The 26635-nt window shown below is 56.9% G+C and carries 17 protein-coding genes; 4 read left to right on the top strand and 13 right to left on the bottom strand.

Annotated elements, in window-relative coordinates:
* Nucleotides 1–501: 501 nt before the first annotated feature.
* From DQG13_RS02975 to DQG13_RS31345, 10 genes are all read right to left on the bottom strand, one after another.
* Nucleotides 502–1002: a GNAT family N-acetyltransferase gene (locus DQG13_RS02975; protein ID WP_113018094.1), complete on the bottom strand. Its 501-nt coding sequence runs from the start codon at nucleotides 1000–1002 to the stop codon at nucleotides 502–504.
* 19 nt (nucleotides 1003–1021) lie between these two features.
* Nucleotides 1022–2638: a glycoside hydrolase family 43 protein gene (locus DQG13_RS02970; RefSeq protein ID WP_113018280.1), complete on the bottom strand. Its 1617-nt coding sequence runs from the start codon at nucleotides 2636–2638 to the stop codon at nucleotides 1022–1024.
* A 29-nt stretch (nucleotides 2639–2667) separates the two neighbouring features.
* Nucleotides 2668–3705 (bottom strand): alpha/beta hydrolase family protein, encoded by a 1038-nt coding sequence (locus tag DQG13_RS02965; protein ID WP_113018092.1) that lies wholly within the window; start codon nucleotides 3703–3705, stop codon nucleotides 2668–2670.
* 152 nt (nucleotides 3706–3857) lie between these two features.
* Nucleotides 3858–7259, bottom strand: coding sequence for a COG1470 family protein (locus DQG13_RS02960; RefSeq protein WP_113018091.1), 3402 nt, complete (start codon nucleotides 7257–7259; stop codon nucleotides 3858–3860).
* A 101-nt stretch (nucleotides 7260–7360) separates the two neighbouring features.
* The gene (locus DQG13_RS02955) at nucleotides 7361–8980 is read right to left on the bottom strand and encodes an ABC transporter substrate-binding protein (protein WP_113018089.1); all 1620 of its coding nucleotides are present in this window, start codon (nucleotides 8978–8980) and stop codon (nucleotides 7361–7363) included.
* 50 nt (nucleotides 8981–9030) lie between these two features.
* Entirely contained in the window at nucleotides 9031–9912 is an 882-nt protein-coding gene (locus tag DQG13_RS02950; protein ID WP_113018087.1) for a carbohydrate ABC transporter permease, read from the bottom strand.
* A gap of 27 nt (nucleotides 9913–9939) precedes the next feature.
* Nucleotides 9940–10920 (bottom strand): ABC transporter permease, encoded by a 981-nt coding sequence (locus DQG13_RS02945; RefSeq protein ID WP_113018085.1) that lies wholly within the window; start codon nucleotides 10918–10920, stop codon nucleotides 9940–9942.
* A gap of 175 nt (nucleotides 10921–11095) precedes the next feature.
* Nucleotides 11096–13414: a helix-turn-helix domain-containing protein gene (locus tag DQG13_RS02940; protein ID WP_113018083.1), complete on the bottom strand. Its 2319-nt coding sequence runs from the start codon at nucleotides 13412–13414 to the stop codon at nucleotides 11096–11098.
* A gap of 161 nt (nucleotides 13415–13575) precedes the next feature.
* Nucleotides 13576–14601: a heparinase II/III-family protein gene (locus DQG13_RS31350; protein WP_258525433.1), complete on the bottom strand. Its 1026-nt coding sequence runs from the start codon at nucleotides 14599–14601 to the stop codon at nucleotides 13576–13578.
* Between the two features lie 1024 nt (nucleotides 14602–15625).
* On the bottom strand, nucleotides 15626–16660 hold the full coding sequence (locus DQG13_RS31345; protein WP_258525424.1) for a hypothetical protein: 1035 nt from the start codon (nucleotides 16658–16660) through the stop codon (nucleotides 15626–15628).
* A gap of 282 nt (nucleotides 16661–16942) precedes the next feature.
* Here DQG13_RS31345 and DQG13_RS02930 point away from each other — a divergent pair, with 282 nt between their 5' ends.
* The 3 genes from DQG13_RS02930 to DQG13_RS02920 are packed head-to-tail and all read left to right on the top strand — an operon-like array spanning nucleotide 16943 to nucleotide 20405.
* Nucleotides 16943–18094: a glycoside hydrolase family protein gene (locus DQG13_RS02930; protein WP_113018081.1), complete on the top strand. Its 1152-nt coding sequence runs from the start codon at nucleotides 16943–16945 to the stop codon at nucleotides 18092–18094.
* Between the two features lie 25 nt (nucleotides 18095–18119).
* Complete coding sequence (locus DQG13_RS02925; protein ID WP_258525423.1) at nucleotides 18120–19481, top strand: glycoside hydrolase family 28 protein; 1362 nt, start codon at nucleotides 18120–18122, stop codon at nucleotides 19479–19481.
* An 18-nt stretch (nucleotides 19482–19499) separates the two neighbouring features.
* Nucleotides 19500–20405: a nucleoside hydrolase gene (locus DQG13_RS02920; protein WP_258525422.1), complete on the top strand. Its 906-nt coding sequence runs from the start codon at nucleotides 19500–19502 to the stop codon at nucleotides 20403–20405.
* An 89-nt stretch (nucleotides 20406–20494) separates the two neighbouring features.
* Here DQG13_RS02920 and DQG13_RS02915 read toward each other — a convergent pair whose 3' ends face one another.
* The gene (locus DQG13_RS02915) at nucleotides 20495–21019 is read right to left on the bottom strand and encodes a CarD family transcriptional regulator (RefSeq protein WP_113018077.1); all 525 of its coding nucleotides are present in this window, start codon (nucleotides 21017–21019) and stop codon (nucleotides 20495–20497) included.
* Nucleotides 21020–21247: 228 nt separating this feature from the next.
* Between DQG13_RS02915 and DQG13_RS02910 the strand changes: the two genes are divergently transcribed.
* Nucleotides 21248–22603: an amino acid permease gene (locus tag DQG13_RS02910; protein WP_113018076.1), complete on the top strand. Its 1356-nt coding sequence runs from the start codon at nucleotides 21248–21250 to the stop codon at nucleotides 22601–22603.
* A 428-nt stretch (nucleotides 22604–23031) separates the two neighbouring features.
* On the opposite strand, the gene DQG13_RS02905 is transcribed toward DQG13_RS02910, so the two are convergent.
* Both DQG13_RS02905 and DQG13_RS02900 read right to left on the bottom strand, forming a co-directional pair.
* Nucleotides 23032–24123, bottom strand: coding sequence for an SGNH/GDSL hydrolase family protein (locus tag DQG13_RS02905; protein ID WP_113018074.1), 1092 nt, complete (start codon nucleotides 24121–24123; stop codon nucleotides 23032–23034).
* 29 nt (nucleotides 24124–24152) lie between these two features.
* Nucleotides 24153–26627, bottom strand: coding sequence for a hypothetical protein (locus tag DQG13_RS02900; protein WP_113018072.1), 2475 nt, complete (start codon nucleotides 26625–26627; stop codon nucleotides 24153–24155).
* Nucleotides 26628–26635 lie beyond the last annotated feature (8 nt).

Below are 26635 nucleotides of genomic sequence, written 5' to 3'. Positions count from 1 at the left end.
GTGTGCGTCGGAAGGACAAAACCTTCCCGCATGTCCGTTGGAAAGTGGACATTGCGGCTATAGCGGTCGCTCCAGGATACACGTCTAAATATAGTTGTTGAACGTCGTTTGTTTCNTTCCCGCATGTCCGTTGGAAAGTGGACATTGCGGCTATAGCGGTCGCTCCAGGATACACGTCTAAATATAGTTGTTGAACGTCGTTTGTTTCCCGTATATTGTGTTTTGTGAGCAAAGTAGGGGAGGAGAGAGCTACTCTGCTCATGTCCACTGTATGAAAGACAAAATTCACAAAATGTCTACTGTGAGGGAACAAAACCACAGCACAACCACGTTAGAAACGCATAGGGGCATGTTTCGTACAAAGTCTAATGCAATTGCCCTGCCGCTTCCGATATATACTTTCTGTGACTTTGAGAAAGGGGTCTGGCCGGTAATCTCCGGATTGCAGACCGGCAAACTCAACAAGCATCGGCATTCCCAGCTTCATGCTTCTCCCCTCCGTCAGCAGGTAATCCAGATATAATGCCTATCCTCTGTTGAACGGGTAATGGTCCCGTTGTTCTTCAAAGCTACGTTGATGGAGCCCTGATTCCCCGGCCATACCGTCACCAATACCTGGCCGAGCCTCATGAGCCGGGCTTCGTCCAGCACCTTGCTTAACAGGATGGTGCCGTAGCCCTTGTTCCGTTGGCCGGGCCGGATGGCATACCCGATATTGCCGCCGTCCTCCCTCAGCCGGTCCGTCAGATGATGGCGCAGCTTGGCAAATCCAACCGGATATCCGTCGACATACAGCCAATAGGTTGTGCTCGGCACCATCCAATCCGCCAATCCCTCCCCACGGGATGCGGCATCCTGACGGGCCAGCCATTGCCGGAACTCCTCTTGGGTGCAACCATGCCCGCCGTTGATGAAGCCGTTCTCCGCTTTGGGAATTTCCTGCAGCATGTCGTAGATATCCTGTCCGTCCGTTACGGACAGCTTCCGCAGCTCAAAGTCCATTGCCTGCCCCTCCCGTCTTCTACAAGTCCTTCCCCATACAAACGCTGTCTTCCCTGTATTCAAAATAATCAAAGTCGGCAGGTCTCCCGAAGCCCGTCAGATCCTGGCAGCACAGGCCTACGAACGCTCCGGTAAACCAGCCCTCCCGGCAGGCTTCGTCGGACAAGGTGCTGGCATCCAATATCGGCCCAACCGGAATATAGCCGTCCTCCCCTGTTGCCGAATAGAAAAATTGCAGCTTGTCACGATCCACCGCCGCACGCAGCCATATCCGCTCCGCTTCCTCCGGCAGGGAGATGTAACCCGCAGGCTCCGCATACACATTGTTCACGGCGGACAGAATGCAGAGGCAGCGGCCGTAATCGTCATGGTGAGTAATATGGAGATAATAATAATTTTCCGTATCGTACATGCAAATCAGACCGGCCAATTGCTTGTAGATGACGGGACGGAACTCCACACAAGTGCTGGCGGTGAAAACGAAGGACTCCCAGCGGCGGGCAATAAGGCTCTGCCGGTATTTGGAGCCCAGTCCTTCTCTGCCATACAAGCGCAGGTACCCCTTGCGTTCCGTCAGCGAATAGAAGGTCTCATCCAGCGGAACACGCAGGGACTGGAAGTGAATATCCAGCTTTTCCCCGTCAAAATCATCCCTTGCCGGTTTCGCCGGGAACGGATGCAGCGGCAGCCCCGGGCCCTCCACCTCCACATCCGGCAAGCCGGTGCCGTTGGCCAGCCTGAGCCAGCCGTCCTCCGTCCACTCCATCTTCTGGAGGGCAGTTTCCCGGCCCAGCGTATATTTGCGGTCTCCCTTTTCCGTCCGGTTCTCCAGCGCCCTTCCGCAGAGATGGGCCATGTACCACTGGCCTGTTTGGGTTTCCACCAGATCGCCGTGGCCGGATTTTTGCAGCAAGAGCTCGGGATGGTTTCGGGCGGTCATGATGGAATTGCCCTCATACGCCTCGTACGGCCCATACAGCTCACGGGAGCGCAGAATGGATTGGCCATGGCCCTCCCCCGTCCCCGTATCGGCGGCAAACAGATAATAGTACCCGTTGCGCTTGTAAATATGCGGCCCTTCAAAGAAACCCTCGTGACTGGCATAAATGGTCCGTGCCTCCCCCAGCATCCTCTGCTCCGCCGGAGAATATTCCTGGAGCACCAGATGCCCCTTGTATTGCTTGGTTACCCGGTGGTCCGTTACCATGCTGACAATATATTTCCGGCCGTCGTCGTCATGAAACAGGGACGGGTCGAAGCCATAGCTATTCAGATAAACCGGCTCCGACCAGTCGCCCAGGATATCCGTGGCGGTGACCAGATAATTATGGGTATCGTACATTTTGCAATAAAAGGAATTGACGACCGTGTACACCAGATAAAATATGCCGTTGTCATAGGTCAGGCAAGGCGCCCATACCCCCTGGGAAGCGCCTACGCCGTGCAGGTCCAGCTGGGATACCCGGTTCAGGGGACGGGCAACCAGCTCCCAATGGATCAAATCCCGGGAATGGTGAATCTGCACACCGGGAAACCACTCGAAGGTGGAGGTGGCGATATAATAATCATCGCCCGCCCGGATAATCGACGGGTCCGGATTACAGCCTTTCAGAATCGGATTCTGGATTGTGTTCATCATAGTTTTCCTCCTTGGTTGCCAATAGGTTACAATTGCTCCGCTTTGCTGCCCAGCTTGCCCCGGAGCCAATCTACACTGCTCCTTCCGGAAATTTCATGGCCTCCCGGATGAATATCCCAACCGAATTGCCCGGGGACGCCCCAAGCCGCATAAAGCTCCTCCAGATATGCAATGGCCTGGCGGGTATGCTCCACGGGAAAAATCGGGTCCTGTTGGCCGGACTCCACAAACAATGCCCGCGGGGCAATCAATCCGGCCAGCTCCGGCTGCTCCGCATCCAGGAGAAGGCCGGGCAAATAATTGTCAATGCAATGATGCATGGCCAGGGTGCTGCCCCGGAAGGTGTTGGTCCAGCCGCATAACACGGTTGCCTGCACCCGCTCATCCAGCCCTGCGGTAAACGCGGCGATAAGCCCTCCCCCAGAAAAGCCGAACAGCCCCAGCCGCGTCCCGTCCACATCCGGCCTCGACGCCATATAGTCCAGTCCCCGCATGGCTTCATACACTCTCATGCCCGCCAATGTCCGGCCGTACATCAGCAGCTGGGAGGCCAATGTGCCGCAGGAGCTGTAATTGGGATTGGCCTTCAGCTCCTCCGCCATCCGCCGGACGCCGAAGCCCATGATCTCCGGGATCACCACCACCATCCCCTTGCGGACCAGCCGGACGGCGAAGCGGTTGTGAATCCCCGGGTCCTCCAGCTCCCGGCCCTGCTCATCCAGGCCGGCTGCATCCCGCTGGCCATTGCCGTGGCCGTGGCAGGCCAGCGCCGCCGGCCACGGACCCTGCCCTGCCTTCGGGATCAGCACCATAACCGGCACGCGGGCAGCCTCCATGGTGGTATAGGCCGCACGCTCCAGGATAAAATCACCGTAATCGGCTCGCTCCAGCACCCGGGCCTCAAGAGGAGGAGCAGGGTCGGGAAACCTCCCCAAAGCAAGCCTCAGCCTGCCCCGGAGCCATTCCCGGTATTCCGGGGTTCCGCTGTTCCGCCGGTTCTCCTGCCTTTGGCCATCCGTGCCGGCGTACAGCTCCTGCAAACATGCATCCGTCGTCCAGTCCATACCCACTCTCTCTCCTTCGCGTCCGCTCTATTGCAAAAAGAAGCTTTGTTTCATTGTAGCGCTGCTTCCACCCTGCCGGACATGCTGTTTTTGCAGTTTGTTATGCGGTTTTTTAAGCTGTACGTTAACTATTGAGGCGGCCCTGGAGCTTGTTAGCCGCCGGTCTTTTCCTTCCGCACCAGCTGCTCTCCCTGCCATTCCTCCAGTTCCAGCTCCACTTGCCCGTCTGCCGAATCCAGTCCCCGGATGGCCAGCTCCTGCCTTCTGCCGTCAGCCAGATGGACGGTGAGATGCCCGGCGTCCCTCGCTTCCGCCCGGATTACCATAGGCCGCCCCTCATGCAGCTCCAGCAGCGTCACAAACCATGCCGTGCTTCCGCAGCTGCGGAAGCCGACGGTTTTGCGGCGGGCCGGGTCGTCGCCCACGGGATAATCCCCGCCGATGGCGCCCTCGAAGGCAACGGCCCCCAATCCCCGCAGGTCGAACACCGCTTCCGCCGGGCGGCGGTTGTCCAAAGGCTCGAAGGGCAGCGCCCCGACGGCCGGTTCTCCCTCCAGATGCACGGGTCCTCCCTCATAATCCACGCCGATGCCATGTCCCGGGTCCACATTGCGGTAAACGCCGGACAGCTCCGCAAGATGCAGCCTGCGGCCATCCTCCAGAATAACGGAGGGATCATCCCAGAATACAGTTTTCAAGGCAGGCCGGTCCGTCTGAACCCGAAGGGTCAGCCCCTGCACGTCCTGCAAGGACACGCGAACACGGCGTTTGCCCAGAATCCACGCGCCGAATTGGTCTTCAGCCAGCAGCCTCCCGTCTCCCAGCACCTCATAATGGAGGGTTTTGTTCACGTTGGAGCCCTCCGCATACCAGCCGGTAACCACCGTCGGCTGAGGCGGCCAGAGCAGATGAAGCGCCGTATCCATCCGCCCCTCTTCGTTGTGGAGCATATGACGGCCGTCCCGATCATCGGTATTCCGGTCATACATATGCGAGAAACGGGCGGCAACGGGGGCCTGGCACTCATACCAATGGCAATCGCTGATGAACTGGCCTGCCCCATAGGGATCGTCACTGAGCCTGCCGGTATGGCGGATGAGGGTTTTCCCCTGGGCCTCCAGACCCTGAAAGCCCTGAAAATGATAAAGGCAATCGAAGGTATGCTGCTCCTCTCCTTGCAGATAATCGGCAACGAGCACATAATCGTCGGTTACCGCCGCCAGCCGCCTTTGCAGAATAGGCTCCGAATACTCTCCGGTGTCTCCTTGCGCCCGGGGAAGGGCAGGACGCGGCATGTCCCGGCCTTCGGCCAAACCCCGCTCCTCCGGGAAGCTCTCCGGATAAGGGGTTTGCCCGCCGTAGGGCGGGTCCATCCAGCGGGCGCGGGTTTCCACGGCGCAAGCCTGGACCATACCGCCGCTGTGGAACAGGAGCCGTCTGGACTCCACCGGCTCCTGCATCCGCTGGTCCACCACCGTCATCATGTGGGACATGGAGGCCTGCACCCACATTTTGAACATGAAGGAATGGTAGCCGAACCAGGAAGCCAGCGGGCCATAGGCATTCTTGCCGTACCGCTTCACAGACGCCAGCCCCGTCCGGTCGAAATGCCCGTGGTAGCCTCCATGGGAGCCGTATTTCAGCACCACTTGAAGCTGCTCCCCCGGCTGCCGCCCCGGCGTGCGGGAGCGCAGCACGGCCAGTCCGGCATTGTCGGCATAAGCGGAGGCGGCAAAGTGATCCTCCGGCGGTTCAGGCAGCTCCCCGACGCCGTACAGCAGATCCCGCCTGCTCCCTCGGCGGATCACCGAGACATACCGGGGGTCCCGCCACAGATAATAGGCCAGATCATAGGCCTGAGCCATATCCTTGTCCGTGGAGTCATTGATGCCGGGCAGAATCCCCCGTTCATCCGTAAAGGGCAGCATAGCATCCCAAACATCCTTGATGGAGCGGAAATTGCGGCGGACCGGGCCGAATTTGGCAAACGACATGCCCAAAAACGGCTTTTCCCGGGGCAATGACCAAGGAGCCAGCATGGCATCCTTCCGGTAGGAGGGCGGCACCTGCAGATGCTTCAGGTTCATTCCCCAGGGCTCCGCCGCCTGGGCCAGCCGGGCGAACATATCCGCGAACAGCAGGACATAGTTGCTGGCCCCTTCGAAATACCAGCCGTCATCCATAATCCCGGTCCGCATCATATCGGCGACGCCTCCGGGGCCTTCGATGAACCGCTTGATCCAATGCATATCCTGAAGCGCCATGCTGCACAGCAAGGCCCCAACCATGCCTCCGGAAGGGATATTGTTGGTATCTCCGTCCCGGATCATCCAATCCGCCTTGTCCATGTAAATCCGGAAAGCCTGCTCCATCCGGGCGTGATCCTCCGGCGTCCACAGGTCGGCATCATAAAGGAGATCATAGCAGGAGGATACCGTCAGCATAAACTCCCCTTCATGGATCAGGCCGCCGGTGCATACCTTGGGCCCGCGCGGGGTAGGAAGCTTCATCTCCTCCGAAGAGGCGTAAATATGGAGATACGGCGCATCCGTGGCCGGATAACCCTTCGCCGGATCGGCAAACCGGCGCAGGAGCAGCACTGCCTTCTCCAGCAAATCCCGCCTGCCCGTCAGCTTCCAGGCTACAGCGGCGGCGTGGAGATTGAAGCGCTGGTTCAGCTCAAAGGCATAAGGCTTGCCCGCCCCCTCCGCTTCCGGCACGGTCCAGGCCTCCGCCTGGGCGGTGAGGCGGGCCAGCTCCTCCTTGGCCCAATCATAGCGCTCCACATTCCGCCGGACCCCCTCCCAGCCCTCCTCGGTATGGAGGATATAGGGATGGGGCAGCCTTCGGACTGTGCGCAAAACCAGCTGCCGCGTCTCCCCGGAATCGCCGTTGGGCACAGCGCGGAGAACCGTATCCTCATAGCCGCCTGCCGCCATGCCGTCATGAAGCTGCACCGACAGGCAGACCTGCCCCTCCTCACCCGGGCCCAGCACAAGACAATCCGGCTCCACCCTCGGCTGCAGGGATTCAAAGCCGTAGGCCGCCGGATGAAGCGCTACGGCCTGGGGCAGCTCCGTCAAATTGGCTACCGTGATCCCGTATTCCAGGGTATCGCCGGGCTCCCCCGCCTTGGACAGACGATCCGCCTCCATAACAATCCGCCCCAGCTTCTTCAGCCGGACATGGCGGATGGGCAGTTCCTCTCCTTCGGCGCCGTCGGAAAGCCGGACTGTCAGCCCTACCCGCATAACCAGCCGCCACAAGGCGGAGGTAAACTCCATGGCATTGAAATCGCGGAAGGCCAGCACCGCCTCCGTCCATCCGCTTCCCGCCACCCATACCTTGGCTGAGGTGTCTGCCACATATTCCGGCCTTCCGAAGGACAAAGGCTCCACTCTCGCCGCAATTTCCGCCGTTTTCCCCTCCGGTATCCAGATTTCCACAGCCAGGGCGTCGTAATCCCGCCAATCCCGGAGTTCGCCGCATTCGTAAACCAGCTCCCGGCCGGACAGCAGAACTCCCTGCTCACATAACACTTCCGCCTGCTTCATGGTTCCCCTCTCCCTCTGCATGATGAGGCGTAGCACAAACAAAAGCCGGCCGGCCGAAGGCATCCCCCCGGCGGCCAGCTCTTGCCCGGCGCCACTTCCCGTTATTTAACGTTGGCATCCAAATAAGCTTGAACCTGCTTTTTAACCTCTGCACGGACTTTTTCCCGTCCCAAACCATCCTGCTCCTTAGCCAGCTTCAGCAGCTCGGTCTCCCAATCCTTCATTTGACCGGCCTTCAGCGTCTGGGTGAACGGATCGGTTTTGGAGGTAATATTGGCAACCTCGCCCTTTACATTGGTAGGATCGAACACAAATCTGGACAATACCCCTGCATAATAAGTATCTGCCTTGGCGGAGTATTCAAAATACTTTTTGGCCGTCTCATCCAGGTCTGCAGGCAAACGGATCATGTTCGGATTCCAGCTAAACTCATAACCCGGGAAGTTGTAGTTCTTCGAATCATCCAGCAGCTTCAATTGGTTATCGCCAACAGGCTCCCAGTGTTTGCCTTGGATGCCGTATTCGAACAGATCGTGATTTTCCCGGCTTTGGAACAACCAGTCGAAGAACTTCATTGTTCTGTCAATATTTTTCGAGGAAGCCGGAATGGCAATGGAGTTATTGGCTTTATAGTTGGTCGGGATCGCCTTCGGCTCCATATTGCGCATTCTTTCGCGGAATACGAAGAACTCCAGATCGGCCCCTTGAATGGTATTCTGCAGCTTCTTCTTTTCCGTAGCATAGCCCGAAAGTACGCCATAATAAGAGGCCGCTTTGCCGGACATGAAATATGCGCCGTGATCCTTTTGGCTCAGCACATCCTTCTCCAGATACTTGCTCCATTCCGCCCATTTGTCATATTGGACAAAATAGCTTTTCATGGAGTTGTACGGGGCCGGCAGCTTCGCCCATTCGGACTCCGGATCGCCGGGGATCACAATATTTTTGATCTGCTTCAGATCATCTGTCAGATGAACAATGTAAGGTCCGCCGGCAGCAGACACACTTTGCAGGGTAGGCAGGTCCGGCCGGTCAGGATTCAGAATATCCTGGTAGCCGCTGACCCCCTTCAGCGCCAGAGGCGTCATGCCCTTTTCCGTTGCCAGCACCTTCTCATAAAATTGCTGCAGCTCGTCGTAGCTGGAGATGGGCTTGGTGAAGCCCAGCTTTTCCCGCAAGTCCTTGCGGATGAAGATCACGGGAATATCGTAGAAATATTGCGTGAACGGAATGGTGTACAGGTGGTCATCATAACGTTTGTTCATGTCCACAAACTCTTTGGAGAATGCCTTCTTCAATCCCGGATAAGCGTCGTTATTGAAGTATTTGTCCAATTGCGCGTAAGCGCCCTGGGGAACAAGGTCCTTCAGGTTTTGGAATTCGGCGTCGAAGACAAAGTCCACTGTTTCGCCGGCCGCCATCATCAGCTTTACCTTTTGCTTGTGGTCGTTAATCGGATTCCATTGAATGTCCAGCTTGATGTTCAGCGTATCCTTGGTGCGCTTCTCGAACTCCTCCAGCACCAATTTAAAATCCTTGGGCTCATCCCCAAACAGCATGCCTTTCAGGGTAACCGGAGGGGGAGCGGCGGAAGCTGTTCCGGCAGAAGCTCCGGGACTGCTTGTGCTTGCCGCTTCCTTGTCGTCATTGCCGCAGGCTGCCAATGTGGAGCCGGCCAGAACGACGGATAATAATGCAGTTGCCATACGTGTCGCTTTCATGTTCTTCCTCCCTTTTTATGAGTGCCTATATACTAAACCGCCATGCGGATTTAGCCTTTCACTGCGCCTACCATCAGGCCCTTCACGAAATATTTCTGTAGGAACGGATAGAGGAATACAATCGGTCCGATGGTGACCACAGTGGTGGCCAGGCGGACGGTCATGGCGGGTGTAATAAAGTTGGGAATATTCACCTCAGCCGAAATGGAGGTCACATAATCCAGATTGTTCATAATCCGCTGGATCAGATATTGCAGCGGGTAAAGCTTCTTGTCGTTGATATACAGAAGAGCGTCGAACCACTTGTTCCAATAGCCCAAGGCGTAGAACAGGCCGATGGTGGCCATGGCCGGCATGGAGATGGGCAGAATGATCCGGAACAGAATGTATGCGTCATTGGCGCCGTCGATTTTGGCCGATTCGGCTATGGATTCATCAATGGAGGCGAAAAAGTTCCGCAGCAGGAACATATTCCAGGCGCTGACCATGCTGGGGATAATCAGAACCCAGATGGTATCCTTCATCCCCAGGTATTTGGAGATCAGCAGATAGGAGGCTACCAGACCGCCATGGAACAACATGGTGAAGTAAACATAAAATGCCATATGATTGCGGTATTTCACGGATTTTACCGAAAGCGCATAAGCCAAAGCGCTGGTCAGAAGCATGGACATGGTGGTGCCCACCAGGGTGATGAAGGTGGTAACACCGTATGACCGGTAAATGGTATTATCCTGGAAAATCAGCTTGTAGGCTTCCAGACTGAAGTCCTTGGGCCAAAAGGTATAACCGTCTCTGATCACGGACGCTTCGCTGGCAAAGGAGCTGGCCACCACCGACCAGAAGGGAAGCAAACAATAGACAGAGAACAGTGCCAGGGCGGCATAAAATACAGCTTTCAGCAAACGGTCGGACAAGCTTTCCTTAATCACTCGTATCACTTCCTTATTGGTATCGGTTTAGAAAATGGCGGATTCCGGCGCAAGCTTCCGGGCAATATAGTTGACGCTCAGAACAAGGATAAAGCCGATCAGCGATTGCATGAAGCCGATGGCCGCGGACATGCTCATATCCCCCAGGTCCATCATGGCGCGGAACAAATAGGTATCAATGACATCCGTGGTCGGATATAACGGAGGGTTGCGGCCAATGATGGCATAGATCATGCCGAAGTTGCCGTTGAAGATGCCCCCTACCGCAAGGATGAGCAGAAGCACCACTGTCGGCTTCAGCAAAGGCAGAGTAATGAAGCGGATTTTCTGGAAGCGGCTGGCTCCGTCGATGGAGGCCGATTCATAAATCTCGGGATTGATGCCCGTAATCGTCGCCATATATACAATGGAACCGAAGCCTGCTCCATGCCATATATTCAGAAGCACCAGAATCGGCCGCCAATATTGGGGCGAAGACAAGAATTGGACCGGCTCGACGCCGAACAGCGACAGAAATTGGTTGATGAACCCGCCGTCTGTGGCGACGAAGGCCATGACGAACATGGCTACCACTGTCCATGACAGAAAGTGGGGGAAAATCATCACCGACTGGGCAATTTTCTTAAACCACTTGCCGCTTAATTCCGTAACCATGATGGCAATGGCTACGGCGGCAATCATATTGAAGGCAATAAACAGCGCGTTCAAAAACAAGGTGTTGCTCACAATCCGCACCCAATCGCCGGACTGGAAGAAAAACTTGAAGTTTCTCAGGCCGACAAATTCGCTGCCGGTGATTCCCTTCATGGCCTTGAAATCCTGGAAGGCAATAACGATGCCGCCCATGGGCAGATAAGCAAAGATAAAAAACCAGATCATACCCGGCAGCGCCAGAAAGTACAGAAATTTGTTTTTGGCCAGTTCAAAGAAAAACGATCCCAACGCGCCCCGTTTCTTTCTATAGGGCTGCTCCAGTTGCCCCGGCCGGCTAACAGCGGTTTCACTCATTACGGATTCTCCTCCTAGACATGTCATTCATGAAGCTCTTCACGCTGCCACTATACCGTGCCCGGGCATTATCGGAACAGCCCAAAAACCGGATAAAAAGCATGATTTTCGCGCATGAGCCGGGTGCAAAATCCAATCATCGGATTAAAAAGTACCGATAACTCCCCTTCCGGAGTCATTCCCCAAACTCGCCGCTGCTTTTGCGGAAGTGGTCCGGGGTTTTGCCGCTGTACTTTTTGAAGGAAATATAGAAGTATTTGGTGTTGTCGAAGCCTACCATTTCGCCGATTTTATTGGCCGGCAGGTCTGTGGTCAGGAGCAATGACTTGGCTTTGTCAAACCGGTATTCGCTGATATATTGGTTCAGGGAAATCCCGGCAATGTCCTTGAACACCTTGCGCATATAATTTACCGACAGGCCGGCAATCTCCGCCAGCAGCTCCACCGTCAGATTGGGGTCGGTGTAGTTGTCCTGGATATGCTGCTTCAGCCGCTCCACAATCAGCACATTCTTCTGCGAGGATTGTTTGTCCCTCATGCTGACCGCGGTATCGATAAGACCAGCGAACCATTCCTCCGTCTGGGCCAAGGTTTCCCACTTGAACAATTGCTGGCCCAAAGCGCCAATGTCCGTGCTGACGCCGCTTAAATCCCCCGACGCCATAGTTTTGGAGGTGCGGGTGACGGTGAAGAGCAGCTGATTCAAGAGCAGCATCATCTCATCGAAGGAGGTTCTGCGGATCTGGGTGAAATAATCCTTCAGCACCTGAATGGCCTTGGCCCCGTCGCCCAATCTCATGCAATCCGCCACCTGCTTCTCCATGGAGGCCGACAGGGAATCGGAGACAGACTCCCGGCTGTCTTCAATATCTGCGGGAATCAGGCACTGCCAGCCGAACACCAGCCGGTAGCGGGAGGCATTGTACGCCGATTGCCAGGATTGGGGAACCTGCTGCAGCCCGGGGGCGAACAGCCCGATGGAGGCGGAGACGGACAGCTTCAGATAACGCTTCGTGTTCTCCTGCATCTCCCTTACCACATGCGCAAGCTCGGGCTCCATGCCCGGCGGCTTCAGGAACAGGATCACAATCCGGTCCTCCCCGCCGTCAAAGCTGTATGTCCGGAAAAAAGCCGCCCCAATCTCTTCGGCGATATTGGTAATGGCGTATTTCAGCAGCAGCAGGTCGCTTGTACTGTATTCCTCGGAAAGCTGCTCGAAGGAATCCAGGCGCAGCATACAAACCTGATAGCCGGGAGCGGCGGGATCAATCCCCGACTGGTTCAGCTTCCGCACCATTTCCCCCTCGCTGGCCCAGCCTCCCGTGGTCAGCCGCTGGAGCGCTTCTCTTTTTTCCGTATACCGGTAGCCCGCCACACTGGTCTGCAGATCCTGCACCCTGCCCTCCAGGTAGCGGAACGCGCCGGACAGCAGATCAAATTCGCTGGCCGCATCCGACGGCTTTCCCTGCCCCGGGGTTTTGCTGATATTTTTCACCAGCCTCTGGATCGGGGCGTAAATCATCCGCGTGAAGAATACGCCGCTTAAGGCCACAATGGCCAGCAGCGCCGCGGTTACCGTCAGAATGTACCGTTTGATGGCATTCACCTGGCCCAGCAGGCTGTCATAGTTCACATCGCCAATGAATACCCAGCCCAGGCTGTCCGCCTTGATATAAAACATGCGGTGAGCCTTGCCGTCCACCTCCGCATCCAGCACTCCCCTAAGGGCTGGAGATTCCATGATGCGCGGCACCGCCCCGGACTCCGACAGATTGGCGCCGATCATCCCCCGGTCCGTATGGGAGATAACCTGGCCCTGCCGGTTCAGGATCATGGACTGGAAGGATTTGCTGCCGGCTCCGTTCATCATCATCTCCTGGAGCACCTGCTGATCCAGATTGAGGATCAGGGCGCCGTTCATAAACTTCTCATCCCGGGTGGAGGTATAGGCAACGGTGATCAAATTGCCGTCGAAGGGTTTGGTGTCGTAAACAAAAGATGTATTTCTGGGAATAAAAATGCTGCCGTTCAGCGCCAGGCTGTTCTCCATCAGCTCCAGAATCTGGCGGTCGTAGAACTCGTCAAAGGAACGCACGGTAGTCAGCGACGAAAATACCAGCTCATGCCGCTTGTTCACCAAATAAACGGAATGGACCATGGGATTGACATTGGCCAAATCCGTCAGCTTGGTTCCGATTCTTCCCATAAGCTCGGAATCGAATATATTGGCATACAGACCCGCCTGTATATCCAACGAGCTGTATGCGCTGGCAAATTGCTGATAGGTGGAATTAAGCATCAGATTAGCCGTGTTGTAGGATTGCTCCAGCGCCCTGTCCGTGGAAAAGGTCAGCTCCCCCTTCAAGTTTTGCGATACCTTGGAGGTAATGGCCATGGTCAATACGCCAATCACCAGCAAGCCTACAAACAGATAAGAAAGAATAATGCGGACCAACAGGCTTTTTCGCAGCAAAAACGCCCGGATTGCTTTCATTGTCTTCTCCCCAGTCCCAAAAGTGTCTTTTCATTATAGTAAAAATAGCCGGTTTCAACATGGCGGTTTTTTAAGCTTCGTGTGCGGTTTTTTAGTGGATGCCCGCGGGGACAAAAAACGGCATGAAGCCTGGGCTTCATGCCGCGAAAGTTGCATTGGCTTCAGCGGGCCGCTTCCTCATTGCGCTCCATTCTGAGCAGAGCTGCCCCGTACGGGCCGGAAGCGGCATTGAGGTAAACCGTATACCCGTCTGTCCGCAGGGTTATGCTGCCGTCCGGCCGGATGCCGGCTTGAAGTCTGGCCGCTTCCTTCTCCTTGGGGTGGAGCACCGTCAGGAACCCGTGTTTGGCATCGGCTACAGCCCGCACATAATCCATCATGGAAACGGCGTCCCGGCGGCTGCCGAAAAAGGGAGTGGAGCGACCTTGCTCCAAACGGACGGCTTCCACCGGGGAGAGGAACACTGTCTCCAGATCTACGCCATACGCCCCTTCCGAATATACCCGGCTGCCGTCTGCGACAGAATGCCGCGACGCTACGGGAAGGCTGAACAGCACCTTGCCGGTGAAGTCCTCCACCGTGTCCCGGATCAGATACAGATCGGGCTCCCTGATATAGGTGACATGGCGGATATGGCGGCCGCTCCCTTCCGGGTTGGCGATTTCGATGGTGATGCTGTCCGTCTCCCCGCCCAGCGCAACGTCCAGCACCCTGCTCTCCCGGGGCACATCCACCCAGCCCCGCTCCAGACTGTAGGTTCCCGCAGACAAATTGATGGCTCCGCCGCCGCTGTCCCCGGGAACAGGCCGCCGGACGGCGGCAAACTGCAGGCAAGCATGGGAATAGGAGCTGATATGCCAATTGGTGCTGCTGTCGAAATACCCTTCAATGCCGGAATCCATCACCAGGGGAACGGAATTTTTGTACAGGATGAAGGAGCCCTGGTCCAGATGCCCATGGCCGACGGGCCTGGGACTGGACATGATGGCAAAGTAGCTCTCCTTGCCGCTGCCGAAGCCCTTGCGGAAAATGTAGATGCCTGCATCGAGAAAAGCCTTGGTGGAGACCAGCCTGAAGGGCGCGGACGGCTTATAGCTGTCCCCCTGGCCCAGAATGTTCTCCAGGGCAATGCCCTCCCCCCACAGCCGCTTGAAGGGTTTGCCCGCCGCCGTCCAGGTATGATGCATCCGGTCGGCCAACCTCCGGTCCATTCGGGCCGCATCCGCCAGATACGTGGCAAAAAAGCCGAACTCCCCGCCGCCGCTTAGGGCATGGTCTCCGAAGGGCGGCGTGCCGATCCGCCCGTCAAAGTAGGCGTATCCCGGGGTTTGCACGGCGGCGCTGTATCCGAACATCCGCAGAAGCGGCGTGGCGGCAAACCAGTTCTCCCCCAGCACATTATCCGCCGCCTTGGCATAACCGGCGAAGCGCTCCAGAGCGGCATGATGGTAGCGGATGGACTCCGGCCAGGAGGAATCGGGGTTTACGTTCAATTCCAATTGGGCCTTCAGCATAAAATCCGCATTGTTCAGCCACGTATGCCGGTTGGGGAAATCCGTCAGCGCCATCATCATAAACCCGGTTCCGGCGCACATATCGGTCTGCCAGTTGGTGCAGCCCTCCTGGGCCTCTCTGTCCGTCCATTCGGTCCGGTCCCGAAGGTCCAGCATGTAGCGCAGCAGATATTCCGTCATACCGTAGAAGCGCTCCTTCTCCTCTTGGGAGAACACCTGCGCCGTTCTGATGAAGGAATAGCTGACCGCCGCTGCGCATAACAGCCTCCCGCCCTGCACCGCCCCGTAGCTGTCGCTGCCCTCGGGGCGCAGGTTGGTCGCCAGCCAGTGCTCCGCTCCCTGGCAGAAGTCATTGAACATAAACAATAGCTGATTCTTGACCTTGCGGGCATACAATGGCTCTCCCGTCAGCGCGTACTGGATGGCGTCGCACTGCATGGGCAGCAGGAACCGGCCGCCGGGGATGGAGGACTTGCGGTTGAACGCATATTCAAACTGGCCCACCGTCCGTCCCGTCTCATCCGCAAAGACCAGCACGGCCTTCAGCCCCCGCTTGAGCTTTCCGTCCAGCTTGGCCTGGAAGGTCAGAGTATACGAGCCGCCGCTTTCCACCGCAATTTCTTCCGTGCATGTCCACGCCCCTTCATCCCCGCCGGTGGGGTTCATGATAAACAGGGAATGTCTGGCAGTACCTTCTTTATAGCGGGTGTTCACCTGGGATGACGGATTGGCAGACTCCTGTTGGCGTCTGTCCCCGCCCCCGCAGAACGGGTATTTGTCCTCCCAGCTTAGAACGGGCCGGCCTTTCCGCGCTTCGCAGATTGTCGATCCACACATGGCCCAGGCCGTCCTCCTCGTTCTCCTCCGCAGGCAGCACGAAGGAAATGGCAGCCTTCGCCGCTCCTTCCGGCGCCTTGAAGTTCACGATCTTATCCGTGGAGCTCCACAGATAAAAATGCCGGTTCAACTCCTCATAGCTGCCGTTGCCGTTCATGATCAGGGAAACGGCCTGTTGGATATCCTCCTCGCTATAGTGTCCGGCGATCCGGGCAATGTTGGCGTACTGCTCCTTCAGGAGGGGGTCCGAGGCAATATTGGCCTTCACCTGCTCCAGCCCTTCCCGGGTCAGGTACAGCGACGCCTCCGGGTCTATGTCCGTCCGCAGCACCCGGGAATGGCGGAGCTCCTTAAGGCTGTTGAAGCAGGCGACAGTCGCCCCGGCCAGTTCCTCCAAACCGCCGTTATGGCCGCCGTCCAATGCGGCCTCCAGCTTGAGCACGGTGTCCTTCAATTGTTGAGCAGCCGTCCCGCTGAAGCATCCCGTCTCTTCTCCAAACCCGGCATTGCGCAGCAGCTCTTCCGCCTTGGCCTTTGCCAATGCCGCCTTCTCCCTCAGCTTCTCCATGCCGCCGCGGCGGATATCCTGCTCCTCGAACCATTCCAAGGCCTGCTTCAGTCCGTAATGGGTGTATACCTTTCCTGCCCCCTGAAAAGGAGGCACCATGGTAAAACGCTCCATGGCGAACAGCACCGCTTCCTCCTCCCGCGGGCGGTAAAATTCCCGGTTGCGGACAAAAGGAGGCTTGTCTCCCTCCGACAATGCCTTTTTCGCTTTTTCCAGCATGTCCGCAAGCGCCAGCTTGGCTCCTTCCGTATGAAACGGGCTATTGCCCTCCAGCAGCTTTTCGGCTCTATGTACCAATGCTTCCAACTGATCCCGGTTTGCCGACATCTTCTATGGTCATCCTTCCTGTATGGTCCGGTTTATGCGGGCGCAAGATTTCTCCGTAAAGTGTACAATGGTCCCCCTGAAACCAAAAGGCGCTTTTTTTGACGATCCCCCCGTTTTTTAATTCTCCGCCATTTTTCAATGGGATCATTAGATTTTGGCCTTACTGGCGGACACCCCGTCCATTATCTTAAAAAAGGGCCATTATCCCTGAAAAAACTTCATTCCAACGCACAGGCCCATGCACTAGAATGAGGGCAAACAACAGAAAGTGGGGAAGAAACCATGCTGCAGCAACAGGACCGCCAATGGGTGGAGAGCGTCATCCGGAAGTTCACAACCAAGTTGGATAGGGTCAGCGAAAAATCCAAGTATAAAATCCCCTATATGTCCATTAACGGGACCCATGACGACCGGGCAACGGAAAATCCCAGCGGGGCGGAGGCGGACGGCATCTGCTGGTGGACCAACGGCTTTTGGGGCGGCTTGATGTGGCTTTTGCACCATGAAACCGGCGAGGAAAAATATGCGGAGATCGCCAATATCTCGGAGGGCTATCTGGACCGGGGCTTCCAGGAGTTCTACGGACTGCACCATGATGTGGGCTTTATGTGGCTGCCGACCAGCGTTGCCAACTACCGTGTCACCAAAAATCCCGAGTCCCGCAAAAGAGCCCTTCATGCCGCCAATCTGCTGGCAGGCCGGTTCAATCTGGCCGGCCGCTTCATCCGCGCGTGGAATGATCTGGACGAAGGGGATACCCGGGGCTGGGCGATTATCGACTGCATGTTCAACATCCCCCTGCTCTACTGGGCTACGGAGGAAACCGGCGACCCCCGGTACAAGCAGATCGCCATGGCCCATGCGGATACGGCTATGACCGCATTTGTGCGGCCGGACGGTTCGGTGAATCATATTGTGGAGTTTGATCCCTTCCACGGCGGAGTGGTGCGGACCCACGGCGGACAAGGCTACGGGGAAGGCTCCTCTTGGACCCGGGGGCAAACCTGGGCGCTCTACGGCTATATGATGAGCTACATCCATACAGGGAAGGACGAATATCTGCAAACGGCCAAGCGGGTAGCCCATTATTTTATGGCCAATATTCCGGAGAGCGGGGTTATTCCGGTGGATTTCCGGCAGCCTGCGGAGCCGGCGCTGGAGGACGATACCGCGGCAGCCATTGCCGCCTGCGGGCTGATTGAGATTGCCAAGGCCGTGCCTGAAGCGGAGCGGGGCATGTATCTCAGCGCCGCGCTGAAGCTCCTGCGGGCCCTGGAGCCGCGGTGCGATTGGACAGAGGAAAACGACAGCATTGTGCTGCTTGGGTCCGAGGCGTATTTCCGGAACCGGCACCATCACCCGATTATTTACGGGGACTATTATTTCCTGGAGGCCCTGTTGAAGCTGAAGGGCAATGATTTGTACCTGTGGTAAACTTCGAATCTTCAGGGAGGGTCAGATGATGCGCGATCTATTCGATGTAAAAGCATTCGGAGCCGCCGGTGACGGCGTTACGGCGGATACCAAGGCCATCCAGCAGGCCATTGACCATTGCTTCAGCCAAGGCGGCGGTTATGTGGTATTGGCGGGCGGCACATTTTTGACGGGAACCATTATTCTGAAATCCAATGTGTACCTTCAGGTGAACCCGTCGGCGACCCTGCTGGCCAATCCTGACATCGGCGACTATCCGGACGGAACCCACTATAACCGATATGTCAATGAGAAGGATATGGACAAATGTCTGATTTACGCCGAGGATGCCGTGAATATCGGGGTTATCGGCGGGGGTGGGATCAATGGCAATGCGGAGGCTTTCCCCAACGAAGGCAGCATTTACCGCCCGATGATGATGCGGTTTTTGCGCTGCTCCCACATTCATGTGAAGGGGCTGCGGCTCCATAATTCCGCCGCGTGGACCACCGCTTTTCTGGACAGCGAGAATATCTGGTGCCAGGACCTGGATATCCGCAATGACCGCCGGTACAATGGAGACGGATTGGACTATGACGGCTGCCGGAATGTGTTTGTTTCCAATTGCAGCATCCTGGGCACCGACGATAATCTTTGCCTCCAGGCCAGCAGCAAGGACTATCCCATGAAAAACGTCCATATCGCCAACTGCCGCTTCACCTCCATCTGCGCCGGCATCCGCATCGGCCTGAAGTCGGTGGGGGACATCTCCAATGTAACCATCCATAACTGCACCTTCGAGAATGTGTGGCGGGAAGGGATCAAAATCGAATGCACCGAGGGCGGCAGCATCACCGATATTGTCGCCCAGGGCCTGGTGATGCGCAATGTGACGCGGCCTATCTTTATTCTGCTGAACAACCGTCTGGACAAAATCGGTTCCTCCATCGGCCTGGAAACAATGCCGGAGATCGGCGCGCTGGAGCGGGTGACGCTGGCGGACATCATTGCCGCCGACGATGAGGAAATGCACAACCCCCATTACCGCTTCACCGACGATGTAATGGGCTCCCCCTCCTTCAACGGAATCCGGGTGGACGCCTGCGAAGGCTATCCCATCCGCGACCTGACTCTGCACAATATCAGCTATACCTGTGCCGGGGGCGTGCAAAAGGAAGACCTTCCGGCGGCTTACCCGAAGGTATGGGATATGCGGTACGAGCATCCGGCGGAGGTGTCGGAGAATTATTACCCCACCTGGAGCCGGGCCACCTACCTGGATGTGCGGAATGTACAGGGCCTGACCTTGGACGGCTTAAGGCTCCGCACCTTAAGGCCGGATACCCGGGAATCGGTTGTGATCGAGGGCTGCAGCATTTTGAAAGAGGATATTGCGGAGCTGGAATAAAACGGGTGGGGGACGCCAATGAGAATGATGCCGTTTGAGGTGCCGGAACAGAAGCAAATCCGGGTTATTATCAACGCCGACGCCGGATGCGAGGCGGATGACCAATATGCCATCGTTCACGCTCTTTTGTCTCCGCGGCTGCAAATCAAGGGTTTGATCGGCGTCCATTTTGGCTTGCGGAGCGCTGCCGGAGCGGCGGAATCCTGCCGGGAGATTCAGCATGTGCTGGAGCTGACGGGGATGTCCGGACGTTATCCTGTCGTTGAAGGAGCCAATCGCAAAATCCCCGGCATCGGGACTCCCTCCCCTTCGGAGGGTTCCCGGCTGATCATCGAGGAGGCCTTAAAGGATGACCCGCTGCCATTGTTTGTTATCTTCCAGGGCCCATTGACCGACTTGGCATCGGCGTACCTGCAGGAGCCGCGGATTGCGGAACGGCTCACCGCCGTATGGATCGGCGGCGGCCCTTATCCCGAAGGGGGGCCCGAGTTTAACCTGTCCAATGATGTTGAGGCGGCACAGGCGGTGTTCCGCTCCCCCATACCCCTATGGCAGGTGCCGAAGAATGCATATGATATGGTCCGCGTCGGCTTGGCAGAGCTGGCCGTCAAGGTCAGGCCCTGCGGCGGAATCGGCCGTTATCTGTACGAATCGGTTATATCGCTGAATATGAAATATGCCAACCGGCCGGAATGGCCCAAGGGCGAGGTTTGGGTATTGGGCGATTCCCCTGCCGTATCGCTGCTGCTGGATGACCAGGCCTTCGACTTCGATCTGGCGGAGGCGCCGGCAATTGCTGCGGACATGGCATACAAGCCACAGCCGGGAAACCGCAAAATCCGGGTCTACCGCAGTGTGGATACGCGGTTTATGCTGGAGGATTTTTACGCGAAGCTTGCCCTTTTTTCTTTAAGCGAAAGGTAAGACCACTTGCTGTTGCAGCCCCCAAAGCCCCCCTTCCGGGTTATACCGGAGTGGAGATGAGGCTTGGGGGATTTTTTATGGCGGGAGGTTTACCCGTGTACTTTCTGGGTCATAAGCTCCTCCAGGGTTTTTTCGATGATCTGCTTCACATCCTCCTCCGTCACTCCCAGAGCCACGGAAAATTCGTTGTACAGCAGATCCTCGGCCCGCTTCAAATACTTCAGATCGGTTTCGTTCAGCTTTTTCCGGCTTAGGATCACTTCGCAATTTTTCATGCAGATGGATTTGATCAGCTTCATCAGCGTTTCGCAGGTGTAATCCTGCAGGGAGGATTCATAGGCATTGGCCAGCCACTTGGTGTTGCAGGTGCTGTAATCCTCCTCCTGCAGCTGCGGAAGCTGCCCGATCAGCGTTTGGGCTTCCGTGGAGGAAATCACCGTCCGCATCAATACTTTTGTATCCACAGGGGTATAGATGGTTTCCGTGCTGTGCAACGGGGATAAGGTATAGTATGATTTGGCATTTTCACCTGTGGAGAATCCGGGAACCCCCACCTCTTTGATTTGACATACCCCGCTGTTGCCGTAAATGACAAGCTCTCCTGCCTGAAACATTCGATATCCTCCTGTCCCTGGAATATAAGGCTTGCTAAATGTCGCGCATAACTCAATTGTACCACATGTATGTCAAGACTTTTCATCACACTCCAGAAAGTTTAATTTCGTCAAAGCGCTAAAGTGCGACAAGAAGGGCTGTCCGAGAGAAAAGGATTGTCCAAATCTGACATTCAAGGTAAACTAGACAAGTCCGTATTTTCAAAAAAATCAGGGGGCTTGTCAACTGTGAGTGGAAATGATGCAGCATTGCAAAAAAAGCTCCGGCCACGGCATATCAGCTTTATGGCCATGGGCGGAGTTATCGGTACGGGGATTTTCAAGGGAAGTGCGGAAACCATCGGCATCGCCGGACCCGGCATTGTCCTGTCCTACGTGTTTGCAGGGCTTTTATTGCTGGTGGTGATGGGAGCCATTGCGGAAATGGCCACTGTTTATGCCAATAAAAACATGAAGGATTTTATCCGCGACGCTTTTGGCGAACGGCTGTCCTTTATTGTCGGATGGCTGTATTGCTTCATGTGGCTTACGGTTTGTGTAATCGAAGTGCTGGCGGCGGGGAGCTTTCTCCAGTATTGGCTGCCGGATATGCCCTTGTGGCTGTTGACTCTGGCCAGTGCGGCGCTGATCCTTATCATTAATATGATGAGTGTGGGCGGCTTCGGGGAAACGGAATTTTGGCTGGCCGGCATCAAGATCGGCATGATCATTCTGTTTATCGTGCTGGGCGCGGGCATCCTGTTCGGCATCATTCCCGTGGCCGACGCCCCTTCCCTGACGCGGAACTTTACGGAGTATGGCGGCTTTTTCCCGCAGGGCTTTACCGCTATTTTCTCGGGCTTGCTGGTGGTCATGTTTTCCTATGGGGGCTCGGAGCTGATCGGACTGACCCTGACGGAAGCGCAGGATGCGGAGAAGGTACTGCCTCGTGTAGTCAAAAACTTCATTCTCCGGGTGATCCTGTTCTACACCCTGCCCATTCTTATTATCTGCGGCCTGATTCCCTGGAATCAGCTGGACGGGCATACCAGCCCCTTCGTTCAGGTGCTGGCATCCATCGGTCTGCAGGGCTCCGCGCACCTGATGAATTTCATCCTCATCACCGCGGTTCTGTCAGCTGCCAACTCCGGCATCTACGGCGCCACCCGGATGCTGCACTCCATGGCTGCCCAAGGAGAAGCGCCGACGGCTTTGGCCCGTACCTCACGCAAAGGCGTACCGGTAAACAGCCTGAAGCTATGCGCCGCTATCCTGGGCGTGGGAGCTATGCTGGCTTATTTCTTCCAGGACAGCCTGTTCCGGATTCTGATGGCGGTTCCGGGCTTCGTGGTGCTGCTGGTCTGGATCAGCATCTGCCTCTCCCAGCTGAAGCTGCGCAAAAGCTACCCCAAGGAGCCCGGCTTTAAGGTATGGGGCTACCCGTATATCACCATGCTGACCATCGGATGTTTGGCGGTGATTGCCTCCCTGTTCCTGGTGGATGCCCAGAACCGGGTCAGCATCGGCGCTTGTCTGGCCGTGGTTGCCTTGTTGACCGTCTGGTCCTTCGTCAAGTTCAAGGGCAAGCCGTCAAAGTCTAATTGAAATATTCCAATAAGAGGTTGGAGGATTCGCGTACGCGGCAGGTGTGTGTATGAGCGTGTATGCGAAATTTCGAGTATAATTTCGTGAAAAGCAGCAAATTCCGCAATTGTATATGAAATTTCCAGCACAATCTCATGAAATGAAGCAAATGCGGCGAAATGTGTATGAAATATCGAGTACAATTCCACAAAACAGGACAAAAGCGGCAATGTGTATGCGAAAATTTCGAGTACAATTGCTTGAAAAAGTGTGGAAAGGCAATTTGCAAGTGACTTTTGCAAAATGAATATAAAAAGAGCATGGCGGCCGCCCTATGAGGGGTCGTCATGCTCTTTTTTGCATACCCGCGGGATGGCACATCTGTTGACGCGGCGGTGCTCGGCAAGCTGCTAGGCCGTGTTTGCAAACCCGCCTTAGGCCCTTCCGGCTTATTCCGCCAGCAAGGCGGCGGCTGTCTGGGCGTACCAGCGGCTCAGGAAATCATTGGGGTGATTGGTCTGGTTGCCGGTCATATCCCAATAGGCTTTGTGCTGCAGGAGCCAGCCATGGACGGAGGTCATGTCCAGCAGGGCACAGCCCGGCGCGGCGGCCAATTCCTCCAGAACAGGCTTGTAGTTCAATTGCTCGCCGAAGAAGCTTTTTTCCGGCTCGTCGGGCAGCGCGGCCAGAGGATTGGGAAGCATCGGAGCGATCAGGATAAATTCCGTATCCGGCCACCGTCTGCGGATGCAGGTCATCATGTTCAGGATACGCTCCCCGAATTGCTTCGGAGGCACCCTGCCCGTTCCGTCATTCATGCCGAAGCCCAGGATGACGAGATCCCGCCGCTCATTGGCGACCAGCTCCTCCACATGGTCCAGCCCCCAGTCGGCGGACTTTCCGCCGACGGAGGGATTATGCAGCTGAACGCCGCCCGGATAGATATGGCGGAGCCATTCCGCCAGCAGCCGCCCCCAAGCCGGCTGGTACGGAGGCAGCTCCAGCATGCTGCTGCAATCGTACCCGGCAGAGATGCTGTCCCCGTACAGAGCAACAGACACCGGCTGCCCGCCCTTCAGCCGGCCAATGGTGCAGGGCAGCCGATCCCCTGCAAATACCGGCACCGGTCCGCCCCATTCCCGGCCGGAGTGGATGTAGGTCACGGCAAGCCGGCGGCTGTGGAGCACCGCCTTGTCCGTGAGAATAAAGCCGCCTCCCGGCCGCGGGCAGCTGCTGCCCTCCCTTGGAGGAACAGCCGGATGCAGCTCAGCCTCCGTCATCCAAGGGATGGAGGAGCCCGCAGACAGGAGCAGCTCCTTGCCCCGGCAGAGCCAGTCCCGCCCCTCCCCGTATTCCGCCTCCAAGGAGGCGCTTTTCACGGAAATGATCCGCAGAGGAGTGAAGAGCAGACGGCCTGTGGCAACGCCGCCGTCTTCCCCTGCAACCATCAGCACAGCTTCCTCCGTCATCCGATCCGAGGCCCAATAGGATCTCATCAGCTCCTCCAGGCGGTCATCAGCCACTGACTCCTTCAACCGCAATCACCACTCCTCCTAAATATTTCCAAATTTTAACTAAACGGTGTGGAAACCGTCAATACGCCGGTAGCTCTATGCACGGCAATCGCTGTTCCCCATGGGGTTTCCGTCAGCTCCCAGTCCAAGGCATCTCCCACCTGAAAGGGATGGGAGGAGTTCAGCAGCAGCTCGGTCCGGTGCCCGTATCCGGTCTCGGGAAGAATAAGCAACTCCGCATCAATCAGGCCGGACACCTGGAAACGGCGCTTCATCTCATAGCTCGTGGAGCATATTTCCTTGCAGGCCAGCACAGCGGACTTCTCCTGTTTAATGAACACCCGGCATTCCCCATGCCAGGCCCGGGGGAGACGGTAGAGGGAACTGCCCTGCTCCAGTCTGGTTTCCCAGCCCATCAAGAGAGGAGCGCCCCAAGGATAGCGGAGACTCAGCTCAGCTGTGGTATCGGGCACATAGCAGGAGAAGAAAAGAGCTCCGTTGCTCCGGTGGGCCATGACCACCGGCCTCCGGGCGTTCGGCGCCAACCCCCGGAAGCTGATTGCTGTGCCCAACTCGGCCAATACATGGCGCATCAGTGCTTCCGCCGGAAAATAACGGGCAGGGTCATCCGGAACCAGCAGATGGCTGCCCTTGCGGAAGCTGCTGGCAACCGTTCCCCGGACCCAGGCCACTCCACCGCTCCCCCAGGCGGGAAGCCTGCGTACCAAGGCGGCAGTCCGGCTTCCGCCCTGCTCCGGGCTTCCCGCTTCCGCTGCCAACCAGGTAAACGGGTCATGGGCGTCCAGCAGAATAGTATCGATCCCTCCGTCACACAGCACAGCGCGGTGGCAAATTTGCTCCGGCCAAGAGCCGCAGACCGGCTCATCCGCCTTCAGATGAAGCCGGAAATCCAGCTCCCCCTCCAGCGGCTCCGCCAGCGACAGATTGAGCAGGAACAAGAGGCGCGGACTGGCCTCCCGCACGGAGCCATACAGGATGGCCTGGCCGCCGCTCTCAATCCATCCGCACAGCGCCTCCTCCCAACGGCTTCCCGCAAGCGGCACCGGGGAGACCGGAATGGAGCCGGCATATAGTCCGGGCTTCCTCTCCAGGGTGGCGGCAAAATGATCGGTCGAGACCACCGAGGACAAGGGAAGGCCTTGGTTGATGGCCCCGCGGATGAACCAATCCTCGAAGAAGGGCCGCCGGATATTCATGCCCCCCTCCTGCCCAATCCCGTGATACTCCCGGAAGGGATACACCCATACCAGCGGGGCCGGGGCATCGGGCAGCCGTTCATAAGCCTTCAGCAGATGCGGAATGATTTCATTGGGACACTGGTCAGGCATGTCTCCCAGCGAATTGTCCACCGTAAGCAGGCTGAGATGGCTGGGATGCGCCGCCTCTCCCTCCCCATTGATTCTGGATATGGAAAGCGGCAGATAAATATCATGGGGCTGCCCCTCGTAGCGGTCCAGCCAGGGACTGTTCATCCACCACGGATCATGAACATAGAAGCGGTAAAGGAAATCTCCCCGGGCATCCGCCGGAAGCTCCGCCATACGGGACATGTATCCCGTCAGCTCCAGTCCGAAATCCCCGTCCAGAGCGGCCCAGGGGGAGTTGGGAGGGGACAGCAGCTGAAAGCCCCCTTCATAAATATCCTTCAATGGCACTCCGTCGGTAGCTAAATCTATCCCTGCACTCAGATTGGTGCCCCGGGTTTCCACCGGCAGCTCCGGGCATTCCAGGCGGAACAGCCGCCAGAACTCCAGAATGCGCTCCGTGGTTTCTCCCATCCGGCTCCCATTGAAGGCTGCGCCGTCGAACAATGCCCCTGTTGTGCCCCAGGTTTCCGTACCGAAGCCAAAGCCGTTGGACAGCCACACATAATCAAATTCCAGATCCCGGGCAAAGGCGCGGCATTGGCGGCCGAAGAAGGTCCCGAAGGGTGTCCCCTCGGGAATGCCCTCCGGAAACCCGGCGTAAACTTCACTGTCCGCGTGGAGCACGGAATAACAGCACACAAAGCTTTTGTTGCCCATGGTATTGCCCATGCAAATTTCCTCATGCCGCTCATACTTGAAGCTGGACTTGGCGAATTCCGGTCCCGGGTCGAAGGTCGCTCCTACCCGGATCGGCTGTCCGGTATATTCCGCTCCCACCCGCTTAATGGTCTTGACAATATTGCCCAGAAGCCTGTAAGTCAGCACAGGAGGCTCCTCCATGTACAGATACGGACGGGTATGCAGCCCCACGCCCCGCGGATCAGTCTCGCGGTTCCAGTCCGTACGGGGATTGGCTCCGCCGATGTATTTGGCCCACTCCACCTCATCCTCCAGCCTTCCCCTGTAATCCAGAATTTCCGAGCCGTCGGAGGTCCACAGAAGCACCGACACCCGGCTTGTATGCCGGAGCAAGCCGTCCCACTGGCGGAACAGCTTGCGGCATATCTGCTCTACATAGGCAGGCTCCATGCTTTTAAACGGCTTCAGGCTCATCTCCAGCGTAACATTCTTCAGCGGCTTCATATGGGCGC

It is taken from the genome of Paenibacillus sp. YN15 (genome assembly GCF_003285005.1).
GTDB lineage: Bacteria > Bacillota > Bacilli > Paenibacillales > NBRC-103111 > Paenibacillus_AR.
The sequence above is the reverse complement of the archived record's forward strand: the minus strand, read 5'-3'. Positions and strand labels throughout refer to the sequence as shown.

Excerpts from the sequence above, each read along its gene's own strand:
- DQG13_RS02975 (WP_113018094.1), bottom strand. The coding sequence starts at position 1,002 with ATGGACTTTGAGCTGCGGAAGCTGTCCGTAACGGACGGACAGGATATC.
- DQG13_RS02970 (WP_113018280.1), bottom strand. The coding sequence starts at position 2,638 with ATGAACACAATCCAGAATCCGATTCTGAAAGGCTGTAATCCGGACCCG.
- DQG13_RS02965 (WP_113018092.1), bottom strand. The coding sequence starts at position 3,705 with ATGGACTGGACGACGGATGCATGTTTGCAGGAGCTGTACGCCGGCACG.
- DQG13_RS02960 (WP_113018091.1), bottom strand. The coding sequence starts at position 7,259 with ATGAAGCAGGCGGAAGTGTTATGTGAGCAGGGAGTTCTGCTGTCCGGC.
- DQG13_RS02955 (WP_113018089.1), bottom strand. The coding sequence starts at position 8,980 with ATGAAAGCGACACGTATGGCAACTGCATTATTATCCGTCGTTCTGGCC.
- DQG13_RS02945 (WP_113018085.1), bottom strand. The coding sequence starts at position 10,920 with ATGAGTGAAACCGCTGTTAGCCGGCCGGGGCAACTGGAGCAGCCCTAT.
- DQG13_RS02940 (WP_113018083.1), bottom strand. The coding sequence starts at position 13,414 with ATGAAAGCAATCCGGGCGTTTTTGCTGCGAAAAAGCCTGTTGGTCCGC.
- DQG13_RS31350 (WP_258525433.1), bottom strand. The coding sequence starts at position 14,601 with ATGCATCATACCTGGACGGCGGCGGGCAAACCCTTCAAGCGGCTGTGG.
- DQG13_RS31345 (WP_258525424.1), bottom strand. The coding sequence starts at position 16,660 with ATGTCGGCAAACCGGGATCAGTTGGAAGCATTGGTACATAGAGCCGAA.
- DQG13_RS02930 (WP_113018081.1), top strand. The coding sequence starts at position 16,943 with ATGCTGCAGCAACAGGACCGCCAATGGGTGGAGAGCGTCATCCGGAAG.
- DQG13_RS02925 (WP_258525423.1), top strand. The coding sequence starts at position 18,120 with ATGATGCGCGATCTATTCGATGTAAAAGCATTCGGAGCCGCCGGTGAC.
- DQG13_RS02920 (WP_258525422.1), top strand. The coding sequence starts at position 19,500 with ATGAGAATGATGCCGTTTGAGGTGCCGGAACAGAAGCAAATCCGGGTT.
- DQG13_RS02915 (WP_113018077.1), bottom strand. The coding sequence starts at position 21,019 with ATGTTTCAGGCAGGAGAGCTTGTCATTTACGGCAACAGCGGGGTATGT.
- DQG13_RS02900 (WP_113018072.1), bottom strand. The coding sequence starts at position 26,627 with ATGAAGCCGCTGAAGAATGTTACGCTGGAGATGAGCCTGAAGCCGTTT.